This is a genomic window from Micromonospora sp. NPDC049529, assembly GCF_055586685.1.
In genome coordinates this window covers 56,788-76,053 of record NZ_JBVJHT010000003.1, presented here as the reverse complement: position 1 = coordinate 76,053, position 19,266 = coordinate 56,788, and the positions used below count along the sequence as shown (strand labels likewise).

The window sequence follows — 19,266 nt, the reverse complement described above, 5'->3', positions numbered from 1 at the left end:
TGTTTCGTACGTGTGAAGAAAGTCTCACAGTCGATAGAACGGGTGGGGGCATATCAGCCGAAAGGGCCGCCGGAGGTATACGGAAAGCGACACGGGTCAGCGGAGCGCGTACTCCAGCGTGTGGCGCTCGTAGTCGAGCAACCGAAGATCCCGCATGGGGCGACGCAGGTGCCCCTTGTGCACGATCCGCACGAACGCCGGCTCACCCGCCGCCGCCATCCGGCGGATCCCCTCGACGTGGTCGACGATCCGCTTGCGGATGGTCCGCACCAGTCGGTGCCGGTCCCGTGGGATCAGACCGTACGCGTCGGCGAACAGCCGCAGCCGGCGGGGGCGGTTCGGCCGCTTCCAGCCCAGCGTGTACGAGTCCCGGTCGGAGAAGAGCGGCACCCAGGTCCAGGCCGCGTACGCCACGTCGTAGATCCGGGCACCCGGTGAGGCCAGGTCGAAGTCGATCAGCGCGAGCGTGCCGTCCGGCCGCCAGATCACGTTGTGCGGGGCGGCGTCGTGGTGGCAGATCACCTCGGTGTCCGGCGGCGGCGGCCCGAACGAACGCCAGACCGCGCCGGTGACCGGGGAGAAGCCGTACTGGGCGTCGTGAAACATCCGCAGCATCGTGGCGACGGTCACCAGCGCCTCGTCGGTGACCCAGTGCGGGGCCAGCGGGTACTCACCGCACTCCCCCTCCAGGTACGACAGCACCTCCCGGTTGCGCTCGTCCATCCCGAGCGCGCGCGGCGAGCCGGTGAAGCCGACGTACTCCAGGTGGCGCAGCAGGGCGTGCACCGACGGGGTCCACGGACCGGCGTTGCGCCGGACGGTGTCACCGACCCGTACGACGGTGCTCACGTTCCCGCCGTGCAGTGGGATCTCCTGCGAAGTCACGTACGGTCTCCCGATGCGCGGCGGCGGTTCACGGTAGGCCACCGAGGTTACGCCTCGGCGCCCAGCGGATCGGTGCCGATCAACGCGTCGACGAACTGCGCCGGATCGAACGGGGCCAGGTCGTCCGGGCCCTCACCGAGCCCGACCAGCTTGACCGGCAGGCCAAGCTTGCGCTGTACGGCGATCACGATCCCGCCCTTGGCGGTGCCGTCGAGCTTGGTCAGCACCACCCCGGTCACGTCGACCACCTCCATGAAGACACGGGCCTGCTCCAGCCCGTTCTGCCCGGTGGTGGCGTCGAGTACGAGCAGCGTCTCGTCGACCGGGCCGTGCTTCTCCACCACCCGCTTGACCTTGCCCAGCTCGTCCATCAGGCCGACCTTGTTCTGCAACCGCCCGGCGGTGTCGATCAGCACGGTGTCCACCCCGAGGTCGATACCGCGACGGACCGCGTCGAACGCCACACTCGCCGGGTCGGCTCCCTCCGGTCCCCGGACCACCTCGGCACCCACCCGGCTCCCCCAGGTGGTGAGCTGCTCGGCAGCGGCGGCCCGGAACGTGTCCGCGGCACCGAGCAGCACCGTACGGCCGTCCGCGACCAGCACCCGGGCGATCTTGCCGCAGGTGGTGGTCTTGCCGGCGCCGTTGACCCCGACGACCAGCACCACACCGGGGGTGCCGTCGTGCGCGGTGGCCCGCAGTGACCGGTCCATCCCCGGATCGAGCGCGTTGACCAGCTCGACCGCGAGCAGGGTGCGCAGGTCCCGCGCCGTACGGGTGCCGAGCACGGCGGTCCGCTCCCGCAACCGGCCCACGATCTCGCGGGTGGCGTCCACCCCGACGTCGGCGGTGATCAGGGCGTCCTCGATCTCCTCCCAGACCTCCTCGTCCAGGTGGTCCCGGCTGAGCAGACCGAGCAGGCCCTTGCCGAACACGTTCTGCGACCGGGCCAGCCGGGCGCGCAGCCGGACCAGCCGGCCGGCGGTCGGCTCCGGGCGCTCCAGCGTCGGCGCGGGTTCGGCCGGCGGCGCCACCGGTGCGGGCGGCGGCGCGGTCACCGTGTCGGTGACCTGCGGTTGTGCCGTCGGCGCCTCCGGTGGGGCGACCACCTCGGTCGGGGCGGTCCGCACACTCGTCTCCGGCAACGGCGGCTCGGGTCGCCGACGCAGTCGCGGCACCACCAGGCCGACCGTGCCGAGCAGCAGCACACCTAGCAGGATCAGCGCGAGAACGAGGTATTCCATGCGGGAATCCTGACAGATGCCGGCGACGCCGGCCCAGCCGCCGCTCCCTACCGGCCACCGGAGACCCATGGACCCGGACACCGGAGACCCATCGACCGGGCCGCCAAAGACCCATGGACCCGGCCGCCGGGGATCACCGGACCTACGCGATGGAGATCACCTTCGCCCTGCCGGGAAACCGGGATGGCGGCCGGACCCGCCGGGTAGGAAGGATGGGTCCACCCACCCCTCGGAGGTTCCACGATGCCGGAAAGCCGGTTGCTGATCGGTCCACTGCTGCGCCGGATTGTCGGCACCCGAGCAACGGTCTGGGTGGAGACGAGCTCACCGGCCGTGGCCCGGGTCACGACCGCGTCCGGCGCCGGGGGTACGGCCGCCACCTTCACCGCCTTCGACCACCACTACGCCCTGGTGGTGGTCGAGGGGCTGACCCCGGGCAGCGCCGAACCGTACGAGGTGTTCCTGGACGACGAGCGGGTCTGGCCCGCGCCGGAGTCGACGTACCCGCCGAGCCTGATCCGTACCCGGGCCGACGACGACACCGAACCGGTCCACCTGATCTTCGGCTCGTGCCGGGAGACCACCCAGCACTCCACCGCCCGCCGACTGCCGCCGGACGCCCTCGACGCGTACGCCCGGCGGTTGATGGCCAGCGCCGACGCGGCGGCCGACCTACCCGACCTGATGGTGCTGCTCGGCGACCAGGTGTACGCCGACCAGACCTCCCCGACGGTCCGCAAGCTGCTCAGCCGACGCCGGCACCGCCCGCACGGCGCCCCGGCCGACCAGGTGGTCAGCTTCGACGAGTACACCAAGCTCTACCTGGAGTCCTGGCGCGATCCGGAGATCCGCTGGCTGTTCTCGACCGTGCCGAGCGTGATGATGTTCGACGACCACGAGATCATCGACGACTGGAACACCTCGGCGCGCTGGCGGGCGGAGGTGGGCGAGCAGCCCTGGTGGAACGAGCGGATCGCCAGCGGCATCGCCTCCTACTGGGTCTACCAGCACCTGGGCAACCTGGACCCGGACGAGGTCGCGGCCGACCCGGTCTACAGCAAAGTCGTCGCCGCGCAGGACGCCACCTCGGTGCTGCGCGAGTTCGGCGCCCAGGTGGACGCACACGTCTCCGAGGCCGCGACCAGCCAGTCCCCGGCGGGCGTGGCGGGCGGCGACCCGCTGGGCGGACCGGTCCGGGTCGGGCGCTACCAGTGGAGCTACGGCCTCGACATCGGCCGGACCCGACTGGTGATGCTGGACAACCGGTGCGGCCGGGTGCTGGACCGGTCCCGCCGCTCGATGCTCTCGCCGGAGGAGTGGGCCTGGTTCGTCGACCGGGCCCACGGCCGGTACGACCACCTGGTCGTCGGGTCGTCGCTGCCCTGGCTGCTGCCGCCGGCCGTACACCACGTCGAGTCGTGGAACGAACGGCTGGCCGACTCCCACCGCCCGAGGGTGGCCGACCTCGCCGAGCGGCTGCGCCGGGCCTTCGACCTGGAACACTGGGCCGCCTTCGACCGCTCGTTCGAGTCCCTGGCCGCGCTCTTCGCCCGACTCGGCACGAACGGGACCAACGGGTCGCACGCCGACAGCGGAGACGCTCCGGCGCCGGTCGGGGCCGGTCCGGCGTACCCGGCACCCGCCTCGATCAGCGTGCTCTCCGGCGACGTGCACCACTCGTACGTCGCCCGGGCCCGGTTCACCGACGAGGTGCGCACCCCCGTACACCAGCTGACCTGCTCGCCGATCCACAACCAGGTGCCCGCCTTCATGCGCCCGCTGCTGAAGGTGGGCTGGTGGGCCGGGCCAAGCGCGGTGGCACGGGCGATGGCCCGCTCCGCCGGGGTACGCCGACCGGGCGTGCGCTGGCGGCGGCTGACCGGCCCGTACTTCGGCAACGCGATCAGCAGCCTGCGGCACACCGGCCGGGCGGCCGAGGTGGTGATCGAGGGCACCGGCAAGGACGGTGTGCTGCGGCTCGTCGGCCACCAGCACCTCACCAACCAGACCCGACCGTTGCCTGCCACCCCGCCACCACGGTCGTAGGCTGACCACGGGTGGCAGGGTCACCCCGATCGCGGTCGCAGCCACCCCGGTCGCGAGCGTCGTCATCCCGTCGCGGTCGTCGTCATCTGATCGCGGTGGTGCTCATCAAGGAGGTCCCGTTGCGCCGACGCAGCGACAGCCGGTGGTCCGGCACGGAGACGCGCGGGTCCACCGCCCGGCGACGTCCGGGGGCGGTCACCGCCACCGGGCCGGGAGCCCTCCGATGACCGTCGAACCCACCGACCAACCGGCGTACGACCCGACCGGTGCCGAACCCGACCCCGATCGCGTCCGGTACGGCCCGGCCGCCGCCCCGTCACCGTTCGAGCGCGGAACCGACGGTCCGAAGGTGGTACTCGCCGGGGTCGACGGCTCGGTGACCTCGATGCGGGCGGTCGCGTACGCCGCCGGACTGGCCCGCCGCCAGCGCAGCGAGTTGGTGGTGGTCTTCGTGGCCGCCCCGCCCGTACTGGCCGGACTCGCGCCCGGGGTCGCTAACCAGGTGCAGGACGCCCTGGACGATCTGGGCGCCGAGCTGCGTCACGAGATCGGCAGCGCCGCCGAGGAGCTGGGCGTACCGCTGACCTTCCTCGGCCGACGTGGCGACCCGTACGCCGAACTCCGTACGGTCGCCGACGAGATGCGCGCCGACATGGTCGTGGTCGGCGCCTCCACCCAGGCCGGCCACCGCCTCATCGGCTCCATCGCCACCCGCCTGGTCAAATCCGGCCACTGGCCCGTAACCGTCGTCCCCTAACAGGCCCCCGCGCAGGGCACTCTTGTAGAGAATGAGGGGTAATTCCCGCCCGAATTCCCCCTCTTTCTCTACAAGAGGCGCCCCGCTCCGACCCGGGGGGAAGGGTTACGGGGTCAGGGCGGCGTGGAGGTAGGGGAGGTCGGTGGGGGCGGTCCAGCGGTGGGCCGACAGGCCGGCGGCTCGGGCTCCACGGATCGCGCGGTCGTCGTCGTCGACGAACAGGACCCGTGCCGGTGGGGTCTCCAGCGCCTGGCAGGCGGCCCGAAAATACTCCCTCGCCGGCTTGTGCACGCCGAGTACGGACGAGTTGAGCACCAGGTCGACCTCGCCCACCAGCCCCAACTGGGCCAGGTCGGTGTCGAGCCGGTCGGTGGCGTTGGTGGCCAGCCCGACCCGGATGCCGTTGCCGCGCACCTCCCGGACGAAACCGAGCACCTCCTGGTTGACCTCGCCCCGGTACGCCTGCCACTGGTCGACGGCGGCCAGGGCCCGCTCCCGGCTGCCGGCCGCCTCGGCCAGCGCGTCCGCCACCCCGGCCATCCAGTCCAGGTGGCTGACCTGGCCGGTGACCGCCGGCTGGAGCAGCGACCAGCGCATCGCGGTCTCCAGCAGCGCGCCGGCCGGCAGGCCGAACTCCTGTTCCACCGCCTCGTTGACCGCCGGATCCCACTGTCGCAGTACCCCGTCGAGGTCGACGAGGAGTGCGGTGGCCTTCTCCCGAGCCATCAGTCCTCTTCCCTGCTGAGCCGCTGGCTGATCACCTCGGTGACCCCGTTGCGCATGGTGACGCCGTACAGCGCGTCGGCCACTTCCATGGTGCGCTTCTGGTGGGTGATGATAATGAGCTGGCTCTTCTCCCTGAGCTGCGCCATCAGGGTGATCAGGCGGCCGAGGTTGACGTCGTCGAGCGCCGCCTCCACCTCGTCCATGATGTAGAACGGGCTGGGCCGGGCGCGGAAGATCGCCACCAGCATGGCGACCGCGGTCAGCGACCGTTCACCGCCGGAGAGCAGCGACAGCCGTTTGATCTTCTTGCCCGGCGGGCGGGCCTCGACCTCGACGCCGGTGGTGAGCAGGTCGTCGGGTTCGGTGAGGATCAGCCGCCCCTCGCCGCCGGGGAAGAGCACGGTGAAGACCTGCTCGAACTCGCGGGCGGTGTCGGCGAACGCGCTGGCGAAGACCTCCAGGATCCGGTCGTCCACGTCCTTGACCACGGTGAGCAGGTCACGCCGGGTGGCCCGGAGGTCTTCGAGCTGCTCGGAGAGGAACTTGAACCGCTCTTCGAGGGCGGCGAACTCCTCCAGCGCGAGCGGGTTGACCTTGCCCAGCAGGGCGAGCTCCCGTTCGGCCTTGGCGGCCCGCTTCTCCTGCACCGGGCGCTCGAACGGCACCGGTTCGGGCACCGGTGTGCCGTCCCGCTCGGCGGTGGCCACGTCGGCCGGGGTCGGCGGGACGAGCTGCTGCGGACCGTACTCGCTGATCAGCGTCTCCACGTCGAGGGCGAAGTCCTCGGCGGCCTTGATCTCCAGCTGTTCGATCCGCATCCGCTGTTCGGCGCGGGCGACCTCGTCGCGGTGCACCGCGCTGGTGAGCCGTTCCAGGTCGGCACCGAGCCGCTTGGCGGCGCCGCGTACCTCCTGGAGTTCGGCTTCGCGGGAGGCGCGGGCGCGGGCCACCTCGTCGCGGGCCTGCTCGGCGGTGGTGAGTGAGGCCACCACGCGGGTGAGCGCCTCGCGGGCGCCGTACTCGACGGCGCGGGCGATCGCGGCGCCCCGGGTACGGGCGGCCCGGCGGGCGGCGGCCCGTTCGCGGGCGGCCCGTTCGGCGTTCGCCTGCCGGATCAGGGAGTCGGCCCGGCCGGCGATGGCGGCGACCCGTTCCTCGGCGGTACGGACGGCGAGCCGTACCTCCATCTCGTTCTGCCGAGCCGGTGGCAGGTAGCGGGCGAGTTCGTCGCGTTCCTCGGTGGACGGCTCGGCGTCGATCGGGGTGGCCTCGGCCAGCCGGAGCCGTTCCTCCAGTTCGGCCAGGCCGGCGAGGTCGCGGTCGCGGGCCTCCTCGGCCTTGGCCCGGGACTGGCCCAGCCGGTCGGTTTCGGCCTTGGCGGAGCGGGCGGCGGCGCCGAGTTCGGCGAGCCGGCGGGCGGCGGCGTTGCGTTGCCCCTCGGCCTCCCGTTTGACGGCGGCGGCGGCGGTGACGGCGTCCTTGCGTTCGGCGACCTCGGCGCGGGCGTCGGCGAGTTGTCCGGTGAGTTCGGCGATGGTCGCCTCGGCGGTGAGCCGGTTGGTCCGGGCCTCCTCGACGGCGGCCTGCACCTCGATGAAGCTCGGCGCCTTGGCCGAGCCACCGGCGGCGGCGTAGGCGCCGACGACGTCCCCGTCCGGGGTGACCGCGCGCAGCTCCGGGTTGTCGCCGACCAGCCGGGTCGCCGCTTCCAGATCATCGACGAGTACGACGTCGCGCAGTGCCCGGTGCACCGCCGGGCGGATCTCGTCCGGGCAGCCGACCAGGTCCGGCGCCCAGCGGGCGCCGTCGGGCAGAGCGGGGCGGAGTGCGTCCAGCGACCCGATCATGCCGGGTCCGGCGGCACCGCCGACCAGCAGACTGGCCCGCCCGGCGTCCTGGATCTTGAGTAGTCGCATCGCCTCGGCGGCCTCGTCGACCCCGCTGACCGCCACCGCGTCGGCGAGCGCGCCGAGCGCGGCGGCCAGTGCCGCCTCGTTGCCGGGCGCGACGGTCAGCATCCCGGCCAGCCCGCCGAGCAGCCCCGGCACCTGGTCGGCACGGGCCAGCAGCGCCCCGGCGCCGTCCTTGCGGCGCAGCCCCATGGCGAGCGCCTCCTCGCGGGCCTTCCAGGTGGCCGCGTCCTTCTCCGCCCGCCGTTCGGCGTCCGAGAGCGCCCGTACGGTGGCGTTCGCCGCCTCGTACGCGGCCTGCGCCTCGGCGTGCCGGGTGTCGAGTTCGACGTTGTCCCGTTCGGCCTCGGTCGACTGGGCGGCCACCGCGTCCACCTCGGCCTGGGCCCGTTCCGCCCGCCCCTGCGCGTCGTTGTGCGCGGCCGCCAACCGGGCGATCTCCTCCGCCGCCGTGCCGGTACGCGCCCGCGCGGAGTTCACCTGCCCGGTGAGCCAGGCCAGCCCCTCCCGCCGGTCGGCGATCGCCTTCGCCGCGGTGACCAGCGCCCGTTCGGCCTCGGCGAGCTGCCGTTCGAGCTGCTGGCGGTTCTCGACCGCCTCGGCGAGGCGGATCTGGTCGTCGGTGAGGGCGGCCCGCAGTTCCTCCTCGTGCGCGCGGACCGACTCGGCCTCGGCGGCGAGCTGGTCCGGGTCGCGGCCGGGTCGCTCGTCGTCCGGGGTGGCGCTGAGGTGCCGCAGCCGTTCCCGGGCGATCTGTTCGGTGGACCGGAACCGCTCCTGCAACGTGGAGAGCCGGTACCAGGTCTCCTGGGCGCGGGTGAGCAGCGGCGCGTCCTCGGCGAGTGCCTCCTCCAGTTCGGCGAGCCGCCGCTGCACCTCGGTGTGTTCCGCCTCGACCCGCTCGCGCCGGTCCCGCAGGGCCGCCTCGTCGGCGATCTCCTTGTCGAGGGTGGTGCGCAGGGTGGCGAGATCGTCGGCGAGCAGCCGCAGCCGGGCGTCGCGCAGGTTGGACTGGATCGCGGCGGCCCGGCGGGCCACCTCGGCCTGCCGGCCCAGTGGCTTGAGCTGGCGGCGCAGTTCGGCGGTGAGGTCGTTCAGCCGGTTGAGGTTGGTCTGCATCGCGTCGAGCTTGCGCAGCGCCTTCTCCTTGCGCTTGCGATGCTTCAGTACGCCGGCCGCCTCCTCGATGAACGCGCGCCGGTCCTCCGGCTTGGCGTGCAGTACGGCGTCGAGCTGCCCCTGCCCGACGATGACGTGCATCTCTCGTCCGATACCGGAGTCGGAGAGGAGTTCCTGGATGTCCAGCAGACGGCAGGAGTTGCCGTTGATCTCGTACTCGCTCTCGCCGGAGCGGAACATCCGACGGGTGATCGACACCTCGGTGTAGTCGATCGGCAGGGCACCGTCGGTATTGTCGATGGTGAGTGTCACCTCGGCCCGACCCAGTGGTGCCCGGCCGGCGGTGCCGGCGAAGATGACGTCCTCCATCTTGCCGCCCCGCAGCGCCTTGGCGCTGTGCTCGCCGAGCACCCAGGCGATGGCGTCGACGACGTTCGACTTGCCGGAGCCGTTCGGGCCCACCACACAGGTGATGCCCGGCTCCAGCCGGAGCGTCGTCGCGGAGGCGAAGGACTTGAAACCCTTCACCGTCAGGCTCTTCAGATACACGTTGCCGATCCTCGTCCGACGTGTTCGCCGGTGGTGTCGGGCGGCCGTACCGGGCATTCGGCCACCGGGACTCGTCGCCACCGCGGTCGTCGGGGCCGGCCGGCCGCTCCCGGCTGCGGGGACCTGGTCAACTCGCAGCGTAACCCGAACCGGTCTGCCGGTCGGTGCGGCACACACCCCGGATGCGGATCCGATGCCTGGTTGCGGCCCCGCTGTCGCGGATCCGGGGGTGGCCGGGCGGGGCGGACGGGCACGGGTGGCGGTCCCAGTGGCCGATCCCGCTACTCAGGGTGACGACAACCCCGGGGAATCCGGCCGACCGTTCCGGACAAAAAGCTGCGCGCCGCCACATATGTGTCGGCGCGCGATCGGTGCAGGTGCGGTTCAGTGGTGCAGGCGGTGGGCGCCGGATCCCGGCGCCCTCACGATCAGGTCAGTGCCGGTTCGGCGAGCCGCAGCAGGTCGTCTGCCTCGGCCACCGCCGCTTCGAGCCGATCATTGTCGGCCCGCAACCGGGTGATCTCGAACTCGAGTGCCTGAACCCTGGAACGCAGTCGGGTGACCTCGTCGAGCAGGCGCCGGTCGGGCGCCGCACCAACGTGGCCGTAGAGGGCCTTCGCCATATTGCGTCTCCTTGTAATGCGCTGCCGGAAAGGCCGGCCAACGCGCGCCCAACTCGTTCGCGACTACCTGCCCGCAGGAACACGCGGACATGACTGGGCGCGACTGGCGACACCTATATAGTGTGCCGATGTCCCCGCTTCGTCAAGTTGGACCGGGCGCAGATCACTCTCATGTCAACCGGTTTGTCAGCCGAAGGTCGCCGCGAGGCACGAACAAAGATCGCTGTTCGGACTCCTGAAGTTTAACTCTGCCTGGTCGTTCGGCTACCCCCTGCTGTCTTAGATCTTCCTTAGCCACATTGCCCCGCCCGAGCCGGCCCGCGTAGCGTCCGCACCGGCCCACCCCCGAACCCAGCCGGAGGCACACGCGTGCGCGGGCGAACCGAGCGGAGAGCCCACGGCGACGGGGCGCAACGGCACGCGGCACCGGAGAACTTCACCGGCCGGCACCGCGACCCGCGCCGGCTGGCCGGGCCGGTCGGCCTGGCCGCCGCGGTCACCGGGCTGCTGGTCGTGTTCGGGGTCGGCGCCGCGCTGATGCCGACCGGGGTCGCCGGCGCACCGGATTCGGCCCCGGTCGGCGAGCTCCCGGAGCAACCGGCCGGCGTCGCGATCCTCGGTGCGGGTCCCACCCCGAGCGCCGCCCCGACCAGCGCCCGACCGACGCCCAGCGCCCGGCCGAGCAGCCCGGCCGCCCGCCCCACGCCGTCCCGTACGGCGAGCAGGGCGCCGAGGGCGAGCAGTGCGGGCGCCGACAGCCGGGAGGAGCAGGTGGTCGAGATCGTCAACCGGGAACGGGCGGCCAACGGCTGCGGCCCCGTCTCGACGAACACGAAGCTGGCCGAGGCCGCCCGGTTGCACAGCGAGGACCAGGCCGCCAACGACAAGATGTCGCACGACGGCAGCGACGGCAGTTCGTTCGTCGAGCGCGCCCGCAGGGCCGGGTACAACGGCCCGATGAGCGAGAACGTGGCCATGGGCTTCGCCTCCCCGACCGCGGTGATGGACGGCTGGATGAACAGCCAGGGCCACCGGACCAACATCCTCAACTGCGACGCGAAGGCGATCGGGGTCGGGATCGCGGCCAACTCGGCCGGCCGGCTCTACTGGACCCAGGTCTTCGGCACGGTGGTCTGACCCGGTCAACCCCCGGACCACCCGTGCCGTGGCGGCGGCTGCCTCGTTGGTAGACAACGAGGGGGTGTGCTGCTCTTGACAACCGCGGCCCACTGATCCATGCCCGGGCGGGCACCCGGACCCCGGTTCCGACCGCGACGACCGGACGGAACCGGACACCGCGCGGCCCACCCACCCCCGATCCGCGCCATCGGCGCCCGGTCGGTACTCCTGCTGCTGGTCTTGGCGGTAGTGCTGCCGGCGCTGGCCGGGTGCGTACCGCAGTGGGCCCGGCCGGTGGCCGTCCCGCCCTGGCCGATGGGACCCACCCCCAGTTGGCAGTGGCAGTTACGCGGCGAGTTCGACCCGAACATCGACGCCGAGGTGTTCGTGCTCGACGCGTTCCGTACGCCGGTCGAGGACGTCCGCCGGCTGCGCGAACGCGACCGCCGGGCGGTCTGCTACGTCAACGTCGGGACGTACGAGCCGCAGCGGCCGGACGCGGACCGGTTCCCGGAGACCCTGCTCGGCGCACCCGCCGACGCCGACGGTGAACGCTGGCTCGACATCCGGCAGTGGTCGGCGCTGGAGCCGGTGATCGCCGACCGGTTCCGGCTCTGCTATGGCAAGGGCTTCACCGCGGTCATGCCGGCGAACATGGACTCCTACGCCCGGGAGTCCGGTTTCCCGCTCACCTTCGACGACCAGCTCGTGTTCAACCGCCGGCTGGCGCTGCTGGCCCGCGCCACCAAACTGTCACCGGGGCTGACCAACGATCTCGAACAGGTGGTGGCGCTGGAGCCGTACTTCGACTTCGCGGTCAACGAGGAGTGTTTCCAGCGGGCCGAGTGCGACCAGCTGCTGCCGTTCGTCGAGAACCTCAAACCGGTCTTCCAGGTCGAGTACGACGCGTTGGCCGACGACTTCTGCACCGCCGCCCAGGGCTACGGCTTCGCCACCATCCGCAAGGAACGCGACCTCGGCGCCTGGCGCGAACTCTGCCCGACCGTCCCGCTCGCCCGCTGACCGGGCCCGGCGGCGCGGGTCAGCCGGCGACGACGGTACGGGGGCGGGGCTGGCAGCGCGGGCAGCTGAACGACGACCGGTTCATGAACGACTCCCGCCGGATAGCCGCGCCGCACCGGTGGCACGGCAACCCCTCCCGCCCGTACGCGTTCAGCGACCGGTCGAAGTAGCCGCTCTCCCCGTTGACGTTGACGTAGAGCGCGTCGAAGCTGGTCCCGCCCGCCGTCAGGGCCTCACCGAGCACGTCCCGGACGTGCGCCAGCAGCCGGCGCGCGGCCGGCGCGGTGAGCCCGTCCGCCGGCCGGGCGCCGTGCAGTCTGGCCCGCCAGAGCGCCTCGTCGGCGTAGATGTTGCCGACCCCGGAGATCAACGTCTGGTCCAGCAGGGCCCGTTTGACCTCGGTCCGCTTGCGCCGCAGCGCGGCCACGAACCCCTCGTCGGAGAAGGCCGGGTCGATCGGGTCCCGGGCGATGTGGGCGATCTCCGCCGGCAGGCCCGCACCGCCCTCGGAGACCGACAGGCCGCCGAAGGTGCGCTGGTCGACGAAGCGCAGCTGCGGACCGTCGTCGTCGAAACCGAACCGGATCCGCAGGTGCGTCTCGTCCGGCGCCTGCGCCGGTTGCAGCAGCAACTGCCCGGACATGCCCAGATGTCCGACCACCGCGTCGCCACTGTCCAGCGGCAGCCACAGGTACTTGCCCCGACGGCAGGCGTCGACCACCGTACGGCCGGCGAGGACGGCCGCGAAGTGCGCGTCACCGGCCACGTGCCGGCGTACGGCACGCGGGTGGCGGACCTCGACGGCGGTGATCCGGCGACCGGTGACCCACTTGGCGAGGCCCTGCCGGACCGTCTCCACCTCGGGCAGCTCAGGCACTTCGTAACCTCACTCGCGGGTACGCGGAGGCCGTCCGGTACGGCACGCGGGTATCGAGCGTACTCAGCGGTTGGCGTCGCCGCCGACGGTCTGCCCCTCGGCACCGGTGGTGTCCGGTTCGGCCCCCGGCGCGTCCAGCGTGGCCGCCTCGGCCGGCTCAGCAACTTCGGCGGGCTCGGCGGCTTCGGAGGGCTCGGCGGCTTCGGAGGGCTCGGCGGCTTCAGCGGCTTCGGTCGGCTCGGTGGGCTCGGAGAGGATGCGCCAGGCCGCCTCGGCGGCCCGCTGCTCGGCTTCCTTCTTGCTCCGGCCGTCCGCGCCGCCGTACCGCCGACCGGCGACCACCACCCAGGCGGTGAACGTCTTGGCGTGGTCCGGGCCGGTGTCGTCGATCCGGTACTCCGGCACCCCGAGGCCGAGTGCCGCCGTCAGCTCCTGGAGGCTGGTCTTCCAGTCCAGGGCCGCCCCGCGACCGGCCGACTCGGCCATCAGCGGATCGAACAGGCGGTGGATCACGATCCCGGCGGTGTCCAGGCCGTACTGGAGGTAGATCGCGCCGAGCAGGGCCTCCAGCGTGTCGGCCAGGATGCTCGCCTTGTCCCGGCCACCGGTCGTCTCCTCGCCCTTGCCGAGCAGGAGGTAGGGGCCGAGGCCCTCCGGACCGAGGCCACGGGCCACGTCGGCCAGTGCCCGCATGTTCACCACGCTCGCCCGCAGCTTGGCGAGCTGCCCCTCGGGCAGGTCCGGGTGGTTGTGGAAGAGCGCCGCGGTGATGACCACACCGAGCACCGAGTCGCCCAGGAACTCCAGGCGCTCGTTGGTCGGCAGCCCACCGTTCTCGTACGCGAACGAGCGGTGGGTCAGCGCCCGCTCCAGCAGCTCCGGGTCGAGGCTGACGCCGAAGGCGGCCTCCAGGTACCCGATCGGTGCGCGACGGCGCTTGTCGTTGGTCATCCGGTTACCTCGGTGTCGTTCATGAAGTCTCCTCGGTCCGCTCGTCTGGGCCATGATCCGGTCGGCCGGTACGGCCGGTGGCCGTACTCCGCTCGGTGGTGCGGCCGTCCCGGGCGTGGTCGGCGAGCAGCCCGGAGATCGCCGCGGTCGCACCGCGGCGGTGCAGGTGGGCGGCGAGGGCGATCCCGGAGGCGAGATCGTCGTCGCGTGCCGCGCCATGGCAGACGACGACCGTACCGGCCACGCCGAGCAGGGCGGCGGCCCGGGGCGCCCCTCCGCTGGCCGGTGGGCCGCCGGCCATGGCGTACGCGCCCTCGATCCCCTTGAGCAGGATGTTGCCGGTGAATCCGTCGGTGACGATCACGTCGGCGCGGCTGCCGACGGCGACGTCGTACCCCTCGACCAGGCCCACGTAGTGCGCGCCCGGCGGCAGCTGCGCGAGGGCGAGCACCGGGTCGGCGGCCCGGCGGGCCCGGTCCCCCTTGCCCGCCTCGGTGCCGACCGAGAGCAGCCCGATCCGGGGCTCGGCGACCCCGTGCACCACGGCGGCGTAGGCGGCGCCGAGCACCGCGTGTCGGGCCAGGGTGCCCGGTCGGGCCTCCAGTGAGCCGCCGACGTCGAGCAGCACGACCGGCCCGTGCAGCGCCGGCATGGTGGCGACCAGGGCCGGCCGGCGGACCTCGGGCCAGCGCCCGAAGCCGAGTACGGCGGCGGTGACGGTGGCGCCGGTGGCACCGGCGGAGACGACCGCGTCGGCGCTGCGCTCGACGACGGCGGCCACCGCCGCCCGGACGCTGGTGTCGGCCCGGCTGACCCGGCCCGGGTCGTCGGTCATCGCGACGCCCCGCCGGACCGGGCGGACGGAGATCCGGTCCCGATCGGCCGGGTGCAGAACGCCCAACAGCTCGTCGGCCGCCTCAGGCGGGCCGACGAGCAGCAGGTGCAGGTCGGGGTCGGCGCCGAACGCCCGCAGAGCGCCGTCAACCACGACGGCGGGAGCTCCGTCCCCGCCGAGGAGGTCGACGGCGATCCGCACGGTGCCCGGCTCCACTGGAACGCCGGCCGTCACATTGCGGCTGGCGCCGGCGGGAGCCGGTGCACCGGGCAGTCGCCAGGGCGTGGGCGCGACCCGACCCGGAGTCGGGAGCGTCACGGGTTCCGGCGTCAGACCTCGAGGACCTGGCGGCCGTTGTAGGTGCCGCACACGCTGCACGCGGCGTGCGGCAGCTTCGGCGACTTGCACTGCGGGCACGCCACGGTCGCGACCACCGTGGCCTTCCAGTTCGCCCGGCGGGACCGGGTGTTGCTGCGCGACATCTTGCGCTTCGGGACGGCCACGGTTCCTACTCCTCTTTACGGGTCAGTTGCGTCAGGCCCGCCCAGCGCGGGTCGATCTGCTGGTGGCTGTGGTCAGCCGGCAGCTCGTCCCAGTGCACCCCACAATCGGTGCACAGTCCCGGGCAGTCCTCTCGGCACAGCGGGTTGGTCGGTAGTGCGAGCACCACCGCGTCCCGCAGCGCCGGCTCCAGGTCGATCAGGTCGCCCTGCATGCGGCCCACCTCGTCCTCCTCGGTCGTCTCGTCCGTGGTGCTGTTCGCGTACGCGTACAGCTCCTGGATCGTGACGACCACGGAGTCGTCGATCTGGCGCAGGCAGCGACCGCACTCGCCCTGCACGGCCCCGGAGACGGTCCCGGAGACGTATACGCCCTCGGACACCGACTGGAGGCTCAGGTCGAGACTCAGGTCAGTGCCCTCCGGCACGCCGACCATCTCCACGCCGAGGTCCGCAGGCGCCGGTACCACCCGCGTGACCGTACGCAACGCACCAGGCCGACGCGGCAGGTCTCTCGTGTCGAGGACCAGCGGCGACCTGGGATCGAGTTGGCTTGGCAAGTGTTTGGGCATAATCAGACTCCGGCCTGTTGGAGGCCGACGAAACAGGTTACCTGGGCAGCGGTCCGGGCGTCGAACCGGGGCACCGGGAAGCGCACTTCCCCGCGCACCGGCCCGCCGTCGCCCGGTGGGGCCGCCGCCCGTTCGTCGGACGGGTGATAGTGACGATCAGAACGGCAGCGGGCGTTCGCTCTCTTCACCGGCGAAAGTGCCGATCTCGCGCAACGCGTGCATCTTGTCCCGCCCCCGCTCGATCGAGGCGAGCGCGCGGGTGAGGAACTGCTCGAAGTTCGCCAGTGCCGTGTCCACGTAATCGTCCACCTCCGCGCGCAGCCGCTGCGACTCGGCCCGAGCCTCGGCGATGATCCGGGCCCCCTCGTGCTCGGCCGAGACGGTGATCTCGTTCACCGAGACGAGCCGGGCGTGCTCCGCCTCACCCTCGCTGATGATCCGGTCCGCCTCGCGCTTACCGGCATCCATGATGTTGTCCCGCTCCTCCAGCAGCGCGGCCGCCCGGCGCAGGTCGATCGGCAGCTCGGCGCGGAGCTCGTCGAGAGCGTTGATGAAGTCCGCCCGGTCGACCATGCAGTTGGTGCGCGACATCGGGACGGAGCGGGCCGTCTCCACGATGTTGATGAGTTCGTCGATGCGGTCGAGCGGGTCCACCGGTACCTCACTCCTGTCGTTCGTCTGCCGACCTACATGATGCGGCGTCCAACCGGGTTGCTGCTCAACCAATGATGCGGTGCCGCGGGGACGAGAGGACCAAACCGCCCGGCGTGGCGCGTCGCACACCCGCGCCCGGTGCGGTACACGCCCCCGGTCGACGCCGCGGAGCACCCGGCGCCGCCGGGGATCGAAGCCCGCCGAAGGCAGCGGGTCAGGCCGGAGCGGTCTTGTTCAGCCGCTCCCGCAGGGCGCGGCGGACCAGGTCGGGTACGTGCGGGGAGACGTCGCCGCCCCACTTGGCGACGTCCTTGACCAGGCTCGACGAGAGGAACGAGTAGAGCGGGTTGGTCGGCATGAACAGGGTCTCGACGCCGGCCAGCCCGATGTTCATCTGCGCCATCTGCAGCTCGTAGTCGAAGTCACTCACCGCCCGGATCCCCTTGACCAGGACGGACGCCTGCTGCGCGCGGCAGAAGTCGACCAGCAGGCCGCGGAACGAGGCGACCCGGACGTTCTCGTACGACGAGGTCACCTCGCGCAGCATCGAGATCCGCTCGTCGACCGTGAACAGCCCGCTCTTGGACTGGTTGATCAGCACTCCGACGATCACCTCGTCGAAGAGTCGACTGGCCCGCCCGATGATGTCGAGGTGGCCGTTGGTGACCGGGTCGAACGAGCCGGGACAGACCGCACGTCTCATGATCCGCGACCGTACCAAAGAGTGGTCTCTCCGTAACGCCGACCGCGCTCGACAGTGATCCCCTGCACCTCGTCGAACGGCCCGGTACGGGTGGACCGCTCGACCACCACCACCCCGTCCGGGGCCAGCCAGCCGTGTTCGACCAGGGCGCTCAGCATCGCGGTGATCTCCTCGTTCGGCACCGCGTACGGCGGATCGGCGAAGATCACGTCGTACGGGCCGCCGTCCGGGCCGGCGGCGAGGACCTGGGCGACCTTCCCGGTGACCAGTCGCGCCGCCGGGGTGGCCCGCAGGGTGGCGAGGTTGTCCCGGGCGATCCGGGCCGCCCTGGGGTCACTCTCGACCAGCAGTACGTGCACCGCCCCCCGGGAGAGCGCCTCCAGGCCGACCGCTCCGGAGCCAGCGTAGAGGTCGGCGAACCGGGCGCCGTCCAGGTCGAGCTGGCTGTCGAGCGCGCTGAACAGCGCCTCGCGTACCCGGTCGGAGGTGGGCCGGGTGGAGGCACCCGGCGGGGCGACGATGCGCCTCCCGCCGAAGGTGCCGGCGACGATCCGGGTCACTGTGAACTCCCGCTCTGCACACGGAAACGGTACGCCGAGGATCACGATCGGTTCGGCAATGCCACCCGTCCACCATCAGGGACCCACTGAGCACGCACTGTCGATCAAACATCTCAAGTTGGTTACAGGACCAGTCGGAAGATCTCAAGACTGTCTCAATAAGCCCGGAATCGGTAGTGTCTCGCGCTGTGCCGGCTCTGATTGGCCGGTGTGCGGCGTTGGGGAGGCGCCACTGCGGGTCGCGCCATTTTGCGGCAGTGATCGCGCGCGCTTTCCCATGTCGTGCCCTGACGTATTTACCCCCTCAGGAGTACGCGTGACCCATCCAAAGCTGTCGCTCCGGCGACCGCTCGCCATCCTCGGGGCCACCTTCGTCGGCCTCGCCGCGACGTTCGCCGTCGCCGCCCCCGCGAGCGCGCACGCTGGCGCCCTGGAAGGCGCCCACCGCTGTGACACCTCGACCGGTGAATGGGTCGTCGACTGGACCGTCCGGAACGACATGGACTCCAAGAAGGCCAAGATCGAGAAGGTGATCTCACTGACTCCGGCGGACACCACGCTCACCGGGATCACCGTCGGCGCCGAGGTTCCGAAGCGGAACGGCGCGATCTGGGGCGAGCTGGCCGGCGAGCAGCGCGTGCCCGCCAGTGCCAGTTCGGCGAGCCTGTCGGTCGAGCTCAGTTGGCCGAAGTACTCGCCCCGCGAGAAGCCGGTCTACTCGAAGACCATCACCTTGGAGGGGGACTGCGAGAAGCCGACCCCGCCGACCACTCCGACCACGCCGGTCACGCCGACCCCTCCGGCGGAGGTAACCAAGCCGACCGCGAGCTTCTCCTCGGATTGCGACGGCACGGTCGCTGTCGTGCTGAGCAACGACAAGGACGCCACCGTCCCGGTCGAACTGGTCGTCTCGGCCAAGGACTTCAGCAAGACGGTCTCGGTCAAGCCGAACAGCAGCAGCGAGCCGATCGTCGTACCCGCCGGTGCCGGGACCATCAAGGTCACCGAAAAGGGTAAGCCGGTCGGCGACACGTACACCTGGAAGGAGTCGGCCGACTGCGTTCCCCCGGGCGAGCCGACCGGTAACTACGGTTCCACGTGCGACGAACTGCTCTTCGAGGTCACCAACCCGGAGAACGGCAAGACCGTGACCGTCACCTTCACCCCGAACAAGGGCGAGCCGAAGACGATCACCGTCGAGCCCGGCAAGACCGGGACGGCGAAGTTCCCCGGCGAGGAGGGCCTGACCGTCACGCCGAGCAGCGAGGGCATGGAGGACACCGAGCCGGTCGCGTGGGCGAAGCCCGCCGACTGCACGAGCGGCACGGGTGGTGGCGGAAACGAGTTGCCGTTGACCGGTGCCGCCGCCGGTGGCATCGCTGCCGCCGCGGCCGTCCTGCTCGCCGCGGGCGCCGTGCTCTTCGTGGTGGCCCGTCGCCGTCGGGTCCGCTTCACCGCCTGATCCGTGTGACAGTTCCACCGCGCACCTGAACCAAAAATCCGAGGGCGGGGGGGGGAACCAGGCGAAAAGGCCCCGACAGTTCTCCCCCCAAAACAAACAAACACCCCTGGCGACCGAAGGAAAACAACCCTCGCAACGGCAACCGCCAAGA

Annotated in this window: 18 protein-coding genes; 5 read left to right on the top strand and 13 right to left on the bottom strand. The window is 71.8% G+C overall.

What is annotated here, in order from left to right; genetic code table 11:
- Nucleotides 1–96 precede the first annotated feature (96 nt).
- A complete protein-coding gene (locus ACZ6QQ_RS05560) occupies nt 97–927 on the bottom strand; it encodes an aminoglycoside phosphotransferase family protein (protein ID WP_465874645.1) in 831 nt (276 codons plus the stop codon).
- A 5-nt stretch (nt 928–932) separates the two neighbouring features.
- On the bottom strand, nt 933–2,129 hold the full coding sequence (gene ftsY, locus ACZ6QQ_RS05555; RefSeq protein WP_465874644.1) for a signal recognition particle-docking protein FtsY: 1,197 nt from the start codon (nt 2,127–2,129) through the stop codon (nt 933–935).
- Nucleotides 2,130–2,372: 243 nt separating this feature from the next.
- Between ftsY and ACZ6QQ_RS05550 the strand changes: the two genes are divergently transcribed.
- Nucleotides 2,373–4,175 carry an alkaline phosphatase D family protein gene (locus tag ACZ6QQ_RS05550; RefSeq protein ID WP_465874643.1) on the top strand — a complete coding sequence of 601 codons (1,803 nt, stop codon included), beginning with the start codon at nt 2,373–2,375 and terminating at the stop codon, nt 4,173–4,175.
- A 223-nt stretch (nt 4,176–4,398) separates the two neighbouring features.
- Nucleotides 4,399–4,932: a universal stress protein gene (locus tag ACZ6QQ_RS05545; RefSeq protein ID WP_465874642.1), complete on the top strand. Its 534-nt coding sequence runs from the start codon at nt 4,399–4,401 to the stop codon at nt 4,930–4,932.
- Between the two features lie 105 nt (nt 4,933–5,037).
- Here ACZ6QQ_RS05545 and ACZ6QQ_RS05540 read toward each other — a convergent pair whose 3' ends face one another.
- From ACZ6QQ_RS05540 to ACZ6QQ_RS05530, 3 genes are all read right to left on the bottom strand, one after another.
- Nucleotides 5,038–5,658: an HAD family hydrolase gene (locus ACZ6QQ_RS05540; protein WP_465874641.1), complete on the bottom strand. Its 621-nt coding sequence runs from the start codon at nt 5,656–5,658 to the stop codon at nt 5,038–5,040.
- A complete protein-coding gene (smc, locus tag ACZ6QQ_RS05535) occupies nt 5,658–9,236 on the bottom strand; it encodes a chromosome segregation protein SMC (RefSeq protein WP_465874640.1) in 3,579 nt (1,192 codons plus the stop codon). Before smc ends, ACZ6QQ_RS05540 begins: the two co-directional genes overlap by 1 nt.
- A gap of 428 nt (nt 9,237–9,664) precedes the next feature.
- A complete protein-coding gene (locus ACZ6QQ_RS05530) occupies nt 9,665–9,859 on the bottom strand; it encodes a hypothetical protein (protein WP_121158946.1) in 195 nt (64 codons plus the stop codon).
- A 369-nt stretch (nt 9,860–10,228) separates the two neighbouring features.
- Here ACZ6QQ_RS05530 and ACZ6QQ_RS05525 point away from each other — a divergent pair, with 369 nt between their 5' ends.
- The gene (locus ACZ6QQ_RS05525; RefSeq protein WP_465874639.1) at nt 10,229–10,996 is read left to right on the top strand and encodes a CAP domain-containing protein; all 768 of its coding nucleotides are present in this window, start codon (nt 10,229–10,231) and stop codon (nt 10,994–10,996) included.
- 231 nt (nt 10,997–11,227) lie between these two features.
- Complete coding sequence (locus tag ACZ6QQ_RS05520) at nt 11,228–12,001, top strand: endo alpha-1,4 polygalactosaminidase (RefSeq protein WP_465875023.1); 774 nt, start codon at nt 11,228–11,230, stop codon at nt 11,999–12,001.
- 19 nt (nt 12,002–12,020) lie between these two features.
- Here ACZ6QQ_RS05520 and mutM read toward each other — a convergent pair whose 3' ends face one another.
- The 8 genes from mutM to rsmD form a co-directional block, all read right to left on the bottom strand.
- Entirely contained in the window at nt 12,021–12,878 is an 858-nt protein-coding gene (gene mutM / locus ACZ6QQ_RS05515; RefSeq protein WP_465874638.1) for a bifunctional DNA-formamidopyrimidine glycosylase/DNA-(apurinic or apyrimidinic site) lyase, read from the bottom strand.
- Nucleotides 12,879–12,941: 63 nt separating this feature from the next.
- Nucleotides 12,942–13,829, bottom strand: a complete 888-nt coding sequence (rnc, locus tag ACZ6QQ_RS05510) for a ribonuclease III (protein WP_465874637.1) — start codon at nt 13,827–13,829, stop codon at nt 12,942–12,944.
- A gap of 19 nt (nt 13,830–13,848) precedes the next feature.
- On the bottom strand, nt 13,849–14,880 hold the full coding sequence (locus ACZ6QQ_RS05505) for a phosphate acyltransferase PlsX (RefSeq protein ID WP_465875021.1): 1,032 nt from the start codon (nt 14,878–14,880) through the stop codon (nt 13,849–13,851).
- A 113-nt stretch (nt 14,881–14,993) separates the two neighbouring features.
- Nucleotides 14,994–15,167 carry a 50S ribosomal protein L32 gene (rpmF, locus tag ACZ6QQ_RS05500; protein WP_030335284.1) on the bottom strand — a complete coding sequence of 58 codons (174 nt, stop codon included), beginning with the start codon at nt 15,165–15,167 and terminating at the stop codon, nt 14,994–14,996.
- Nucleotides 15,168–15,172: 5 nt separating this feature from the next.
- Complete coding sequence (locus tag ACZ6QQ_RS05495; protein ID WP_465874636.1) at nt 15,173–15,736, bottom strand: YceD family protein; 564 nt, start codon at nt 15,734–15,736, stop codon at nt 15,173–15,175.
- A gap of 156 nt (nt 15,737–15,892) precedes the next feature.
- On the bottom strand, nt 15,893–16,390 hold the full coding sequence (locus ACZ6QQ_RS05490) for a hypothetical protein (protein ID WP_465874635.1): 498 nt from the start codon (nt 16,388–16,390) through the stop codon (nt 15,893–15,895).
- 214 nt (nt 16,391–16,604) lie between these two features.
- On the bottom strand, nt 16,605–17,093 hold the full coding sequence (gene coaD, locus ACZ6QQ_RS05485; RefSeq protein WP_465874634.1) for a pantetheine-phosphate adenylyltransferase: 489 nt from the start codon (nt 17,091–17,093) through the stop codon (nt 16,605–16,607).
- Nucleotides 17,090–17,653, bottom strand: a complete 564-nt coding sequence (gene rsmD, locus ACZ6QQ_RS05480; protein ID WP_465874633.1) for a 16S rRNA (guanine(966)-N(2))-methyltransferase RsmD — start codon at nt 17,651–17,653, stop codon at nt 17,090–17,092. Before rsmD ends, coaD begins: the two co-directional genes overlap by 4 nt.
- A 316-nt stretch (nt 17,654–17,969) precedes the next feature.
- On the opposite strand from rsmD, the gene ACZ6QQ_RS05475 reads away from it, so the two are divergent.
- Nucleotides 17,970–19,115: an LPXTG cell wall anchor domain-containing protein gene (locus ACZ6QQ_RS05475; RefSeq protein WP_465874632.1), complete on the top strand. Its 1,146-nt coding sequence runs from the start codon at nt 17,970–17,972 to the stop codon at nt 19,113–19,115.
- Nucleotides 19,116–19,266 lie beyond the last annotated feature (151 nt).

Bases quoted from the DNA above. Each gene is read 5' to 3' on its own strand.
- coaD (WP_465874634.1), bottom strand. From the start codon at position 17,093: ATGAGACGTGCGGTCTGTCCCGGCTCGTTCGACCCGGTCACCAACGGC.
- ftsY (WP_465874644.1), bottom strand. From the start codon at position 2,129: ATGGAATACCTCGTTCTCGCGCTGATCCTGCTAGGTGTGCTGCTGCTC.
- ACZ6QQ_RS05540 (WP_465874641.1), bottom strand. From the start codon at position 5,658: ATGGCTCGGGAGAAGGCCACCGCACTCCTCGTCGACCTCGACGGGGTA.
- ACZ6QQ_RS05550 (WP_465874643.1), top strand. From the start codon at position 2,373: ATGCCGGAAAGCCGGTTGCTGATCGGTCCACTGCTGCGCCGGATTGTC.
- ACZ6QQ_RS05530 (WP_121158946.1), bottom strand. From the start codon at position 9,859: ATGGCGAAGGCCCTCTACGGCCACGTTGGTGCGGCGCCCGACCGGCGC.
- rnc (WP_465874637.1), bottom strand. From the start codon at position 13,829: ATGACCAACGACAAGCGCCGTCGCGCACCGATCGGGTACCTGGAGGCC.
- ACZ6QQ_RS05545 (WP_465874642.1), top strand. From the start codon at position 4,399: ATGACCGTCGAACCCACCGACCAACCGGCGTACGACCCGACCGGTGCC.
- ACZ6QQ_RS05495 (WP_465874636.1), bottom strand. From the start codon at position 15,736: ATGCCCAAACACTTGCCAAGCCAACTCGATCCCAGGTCGCCGCTGGTC.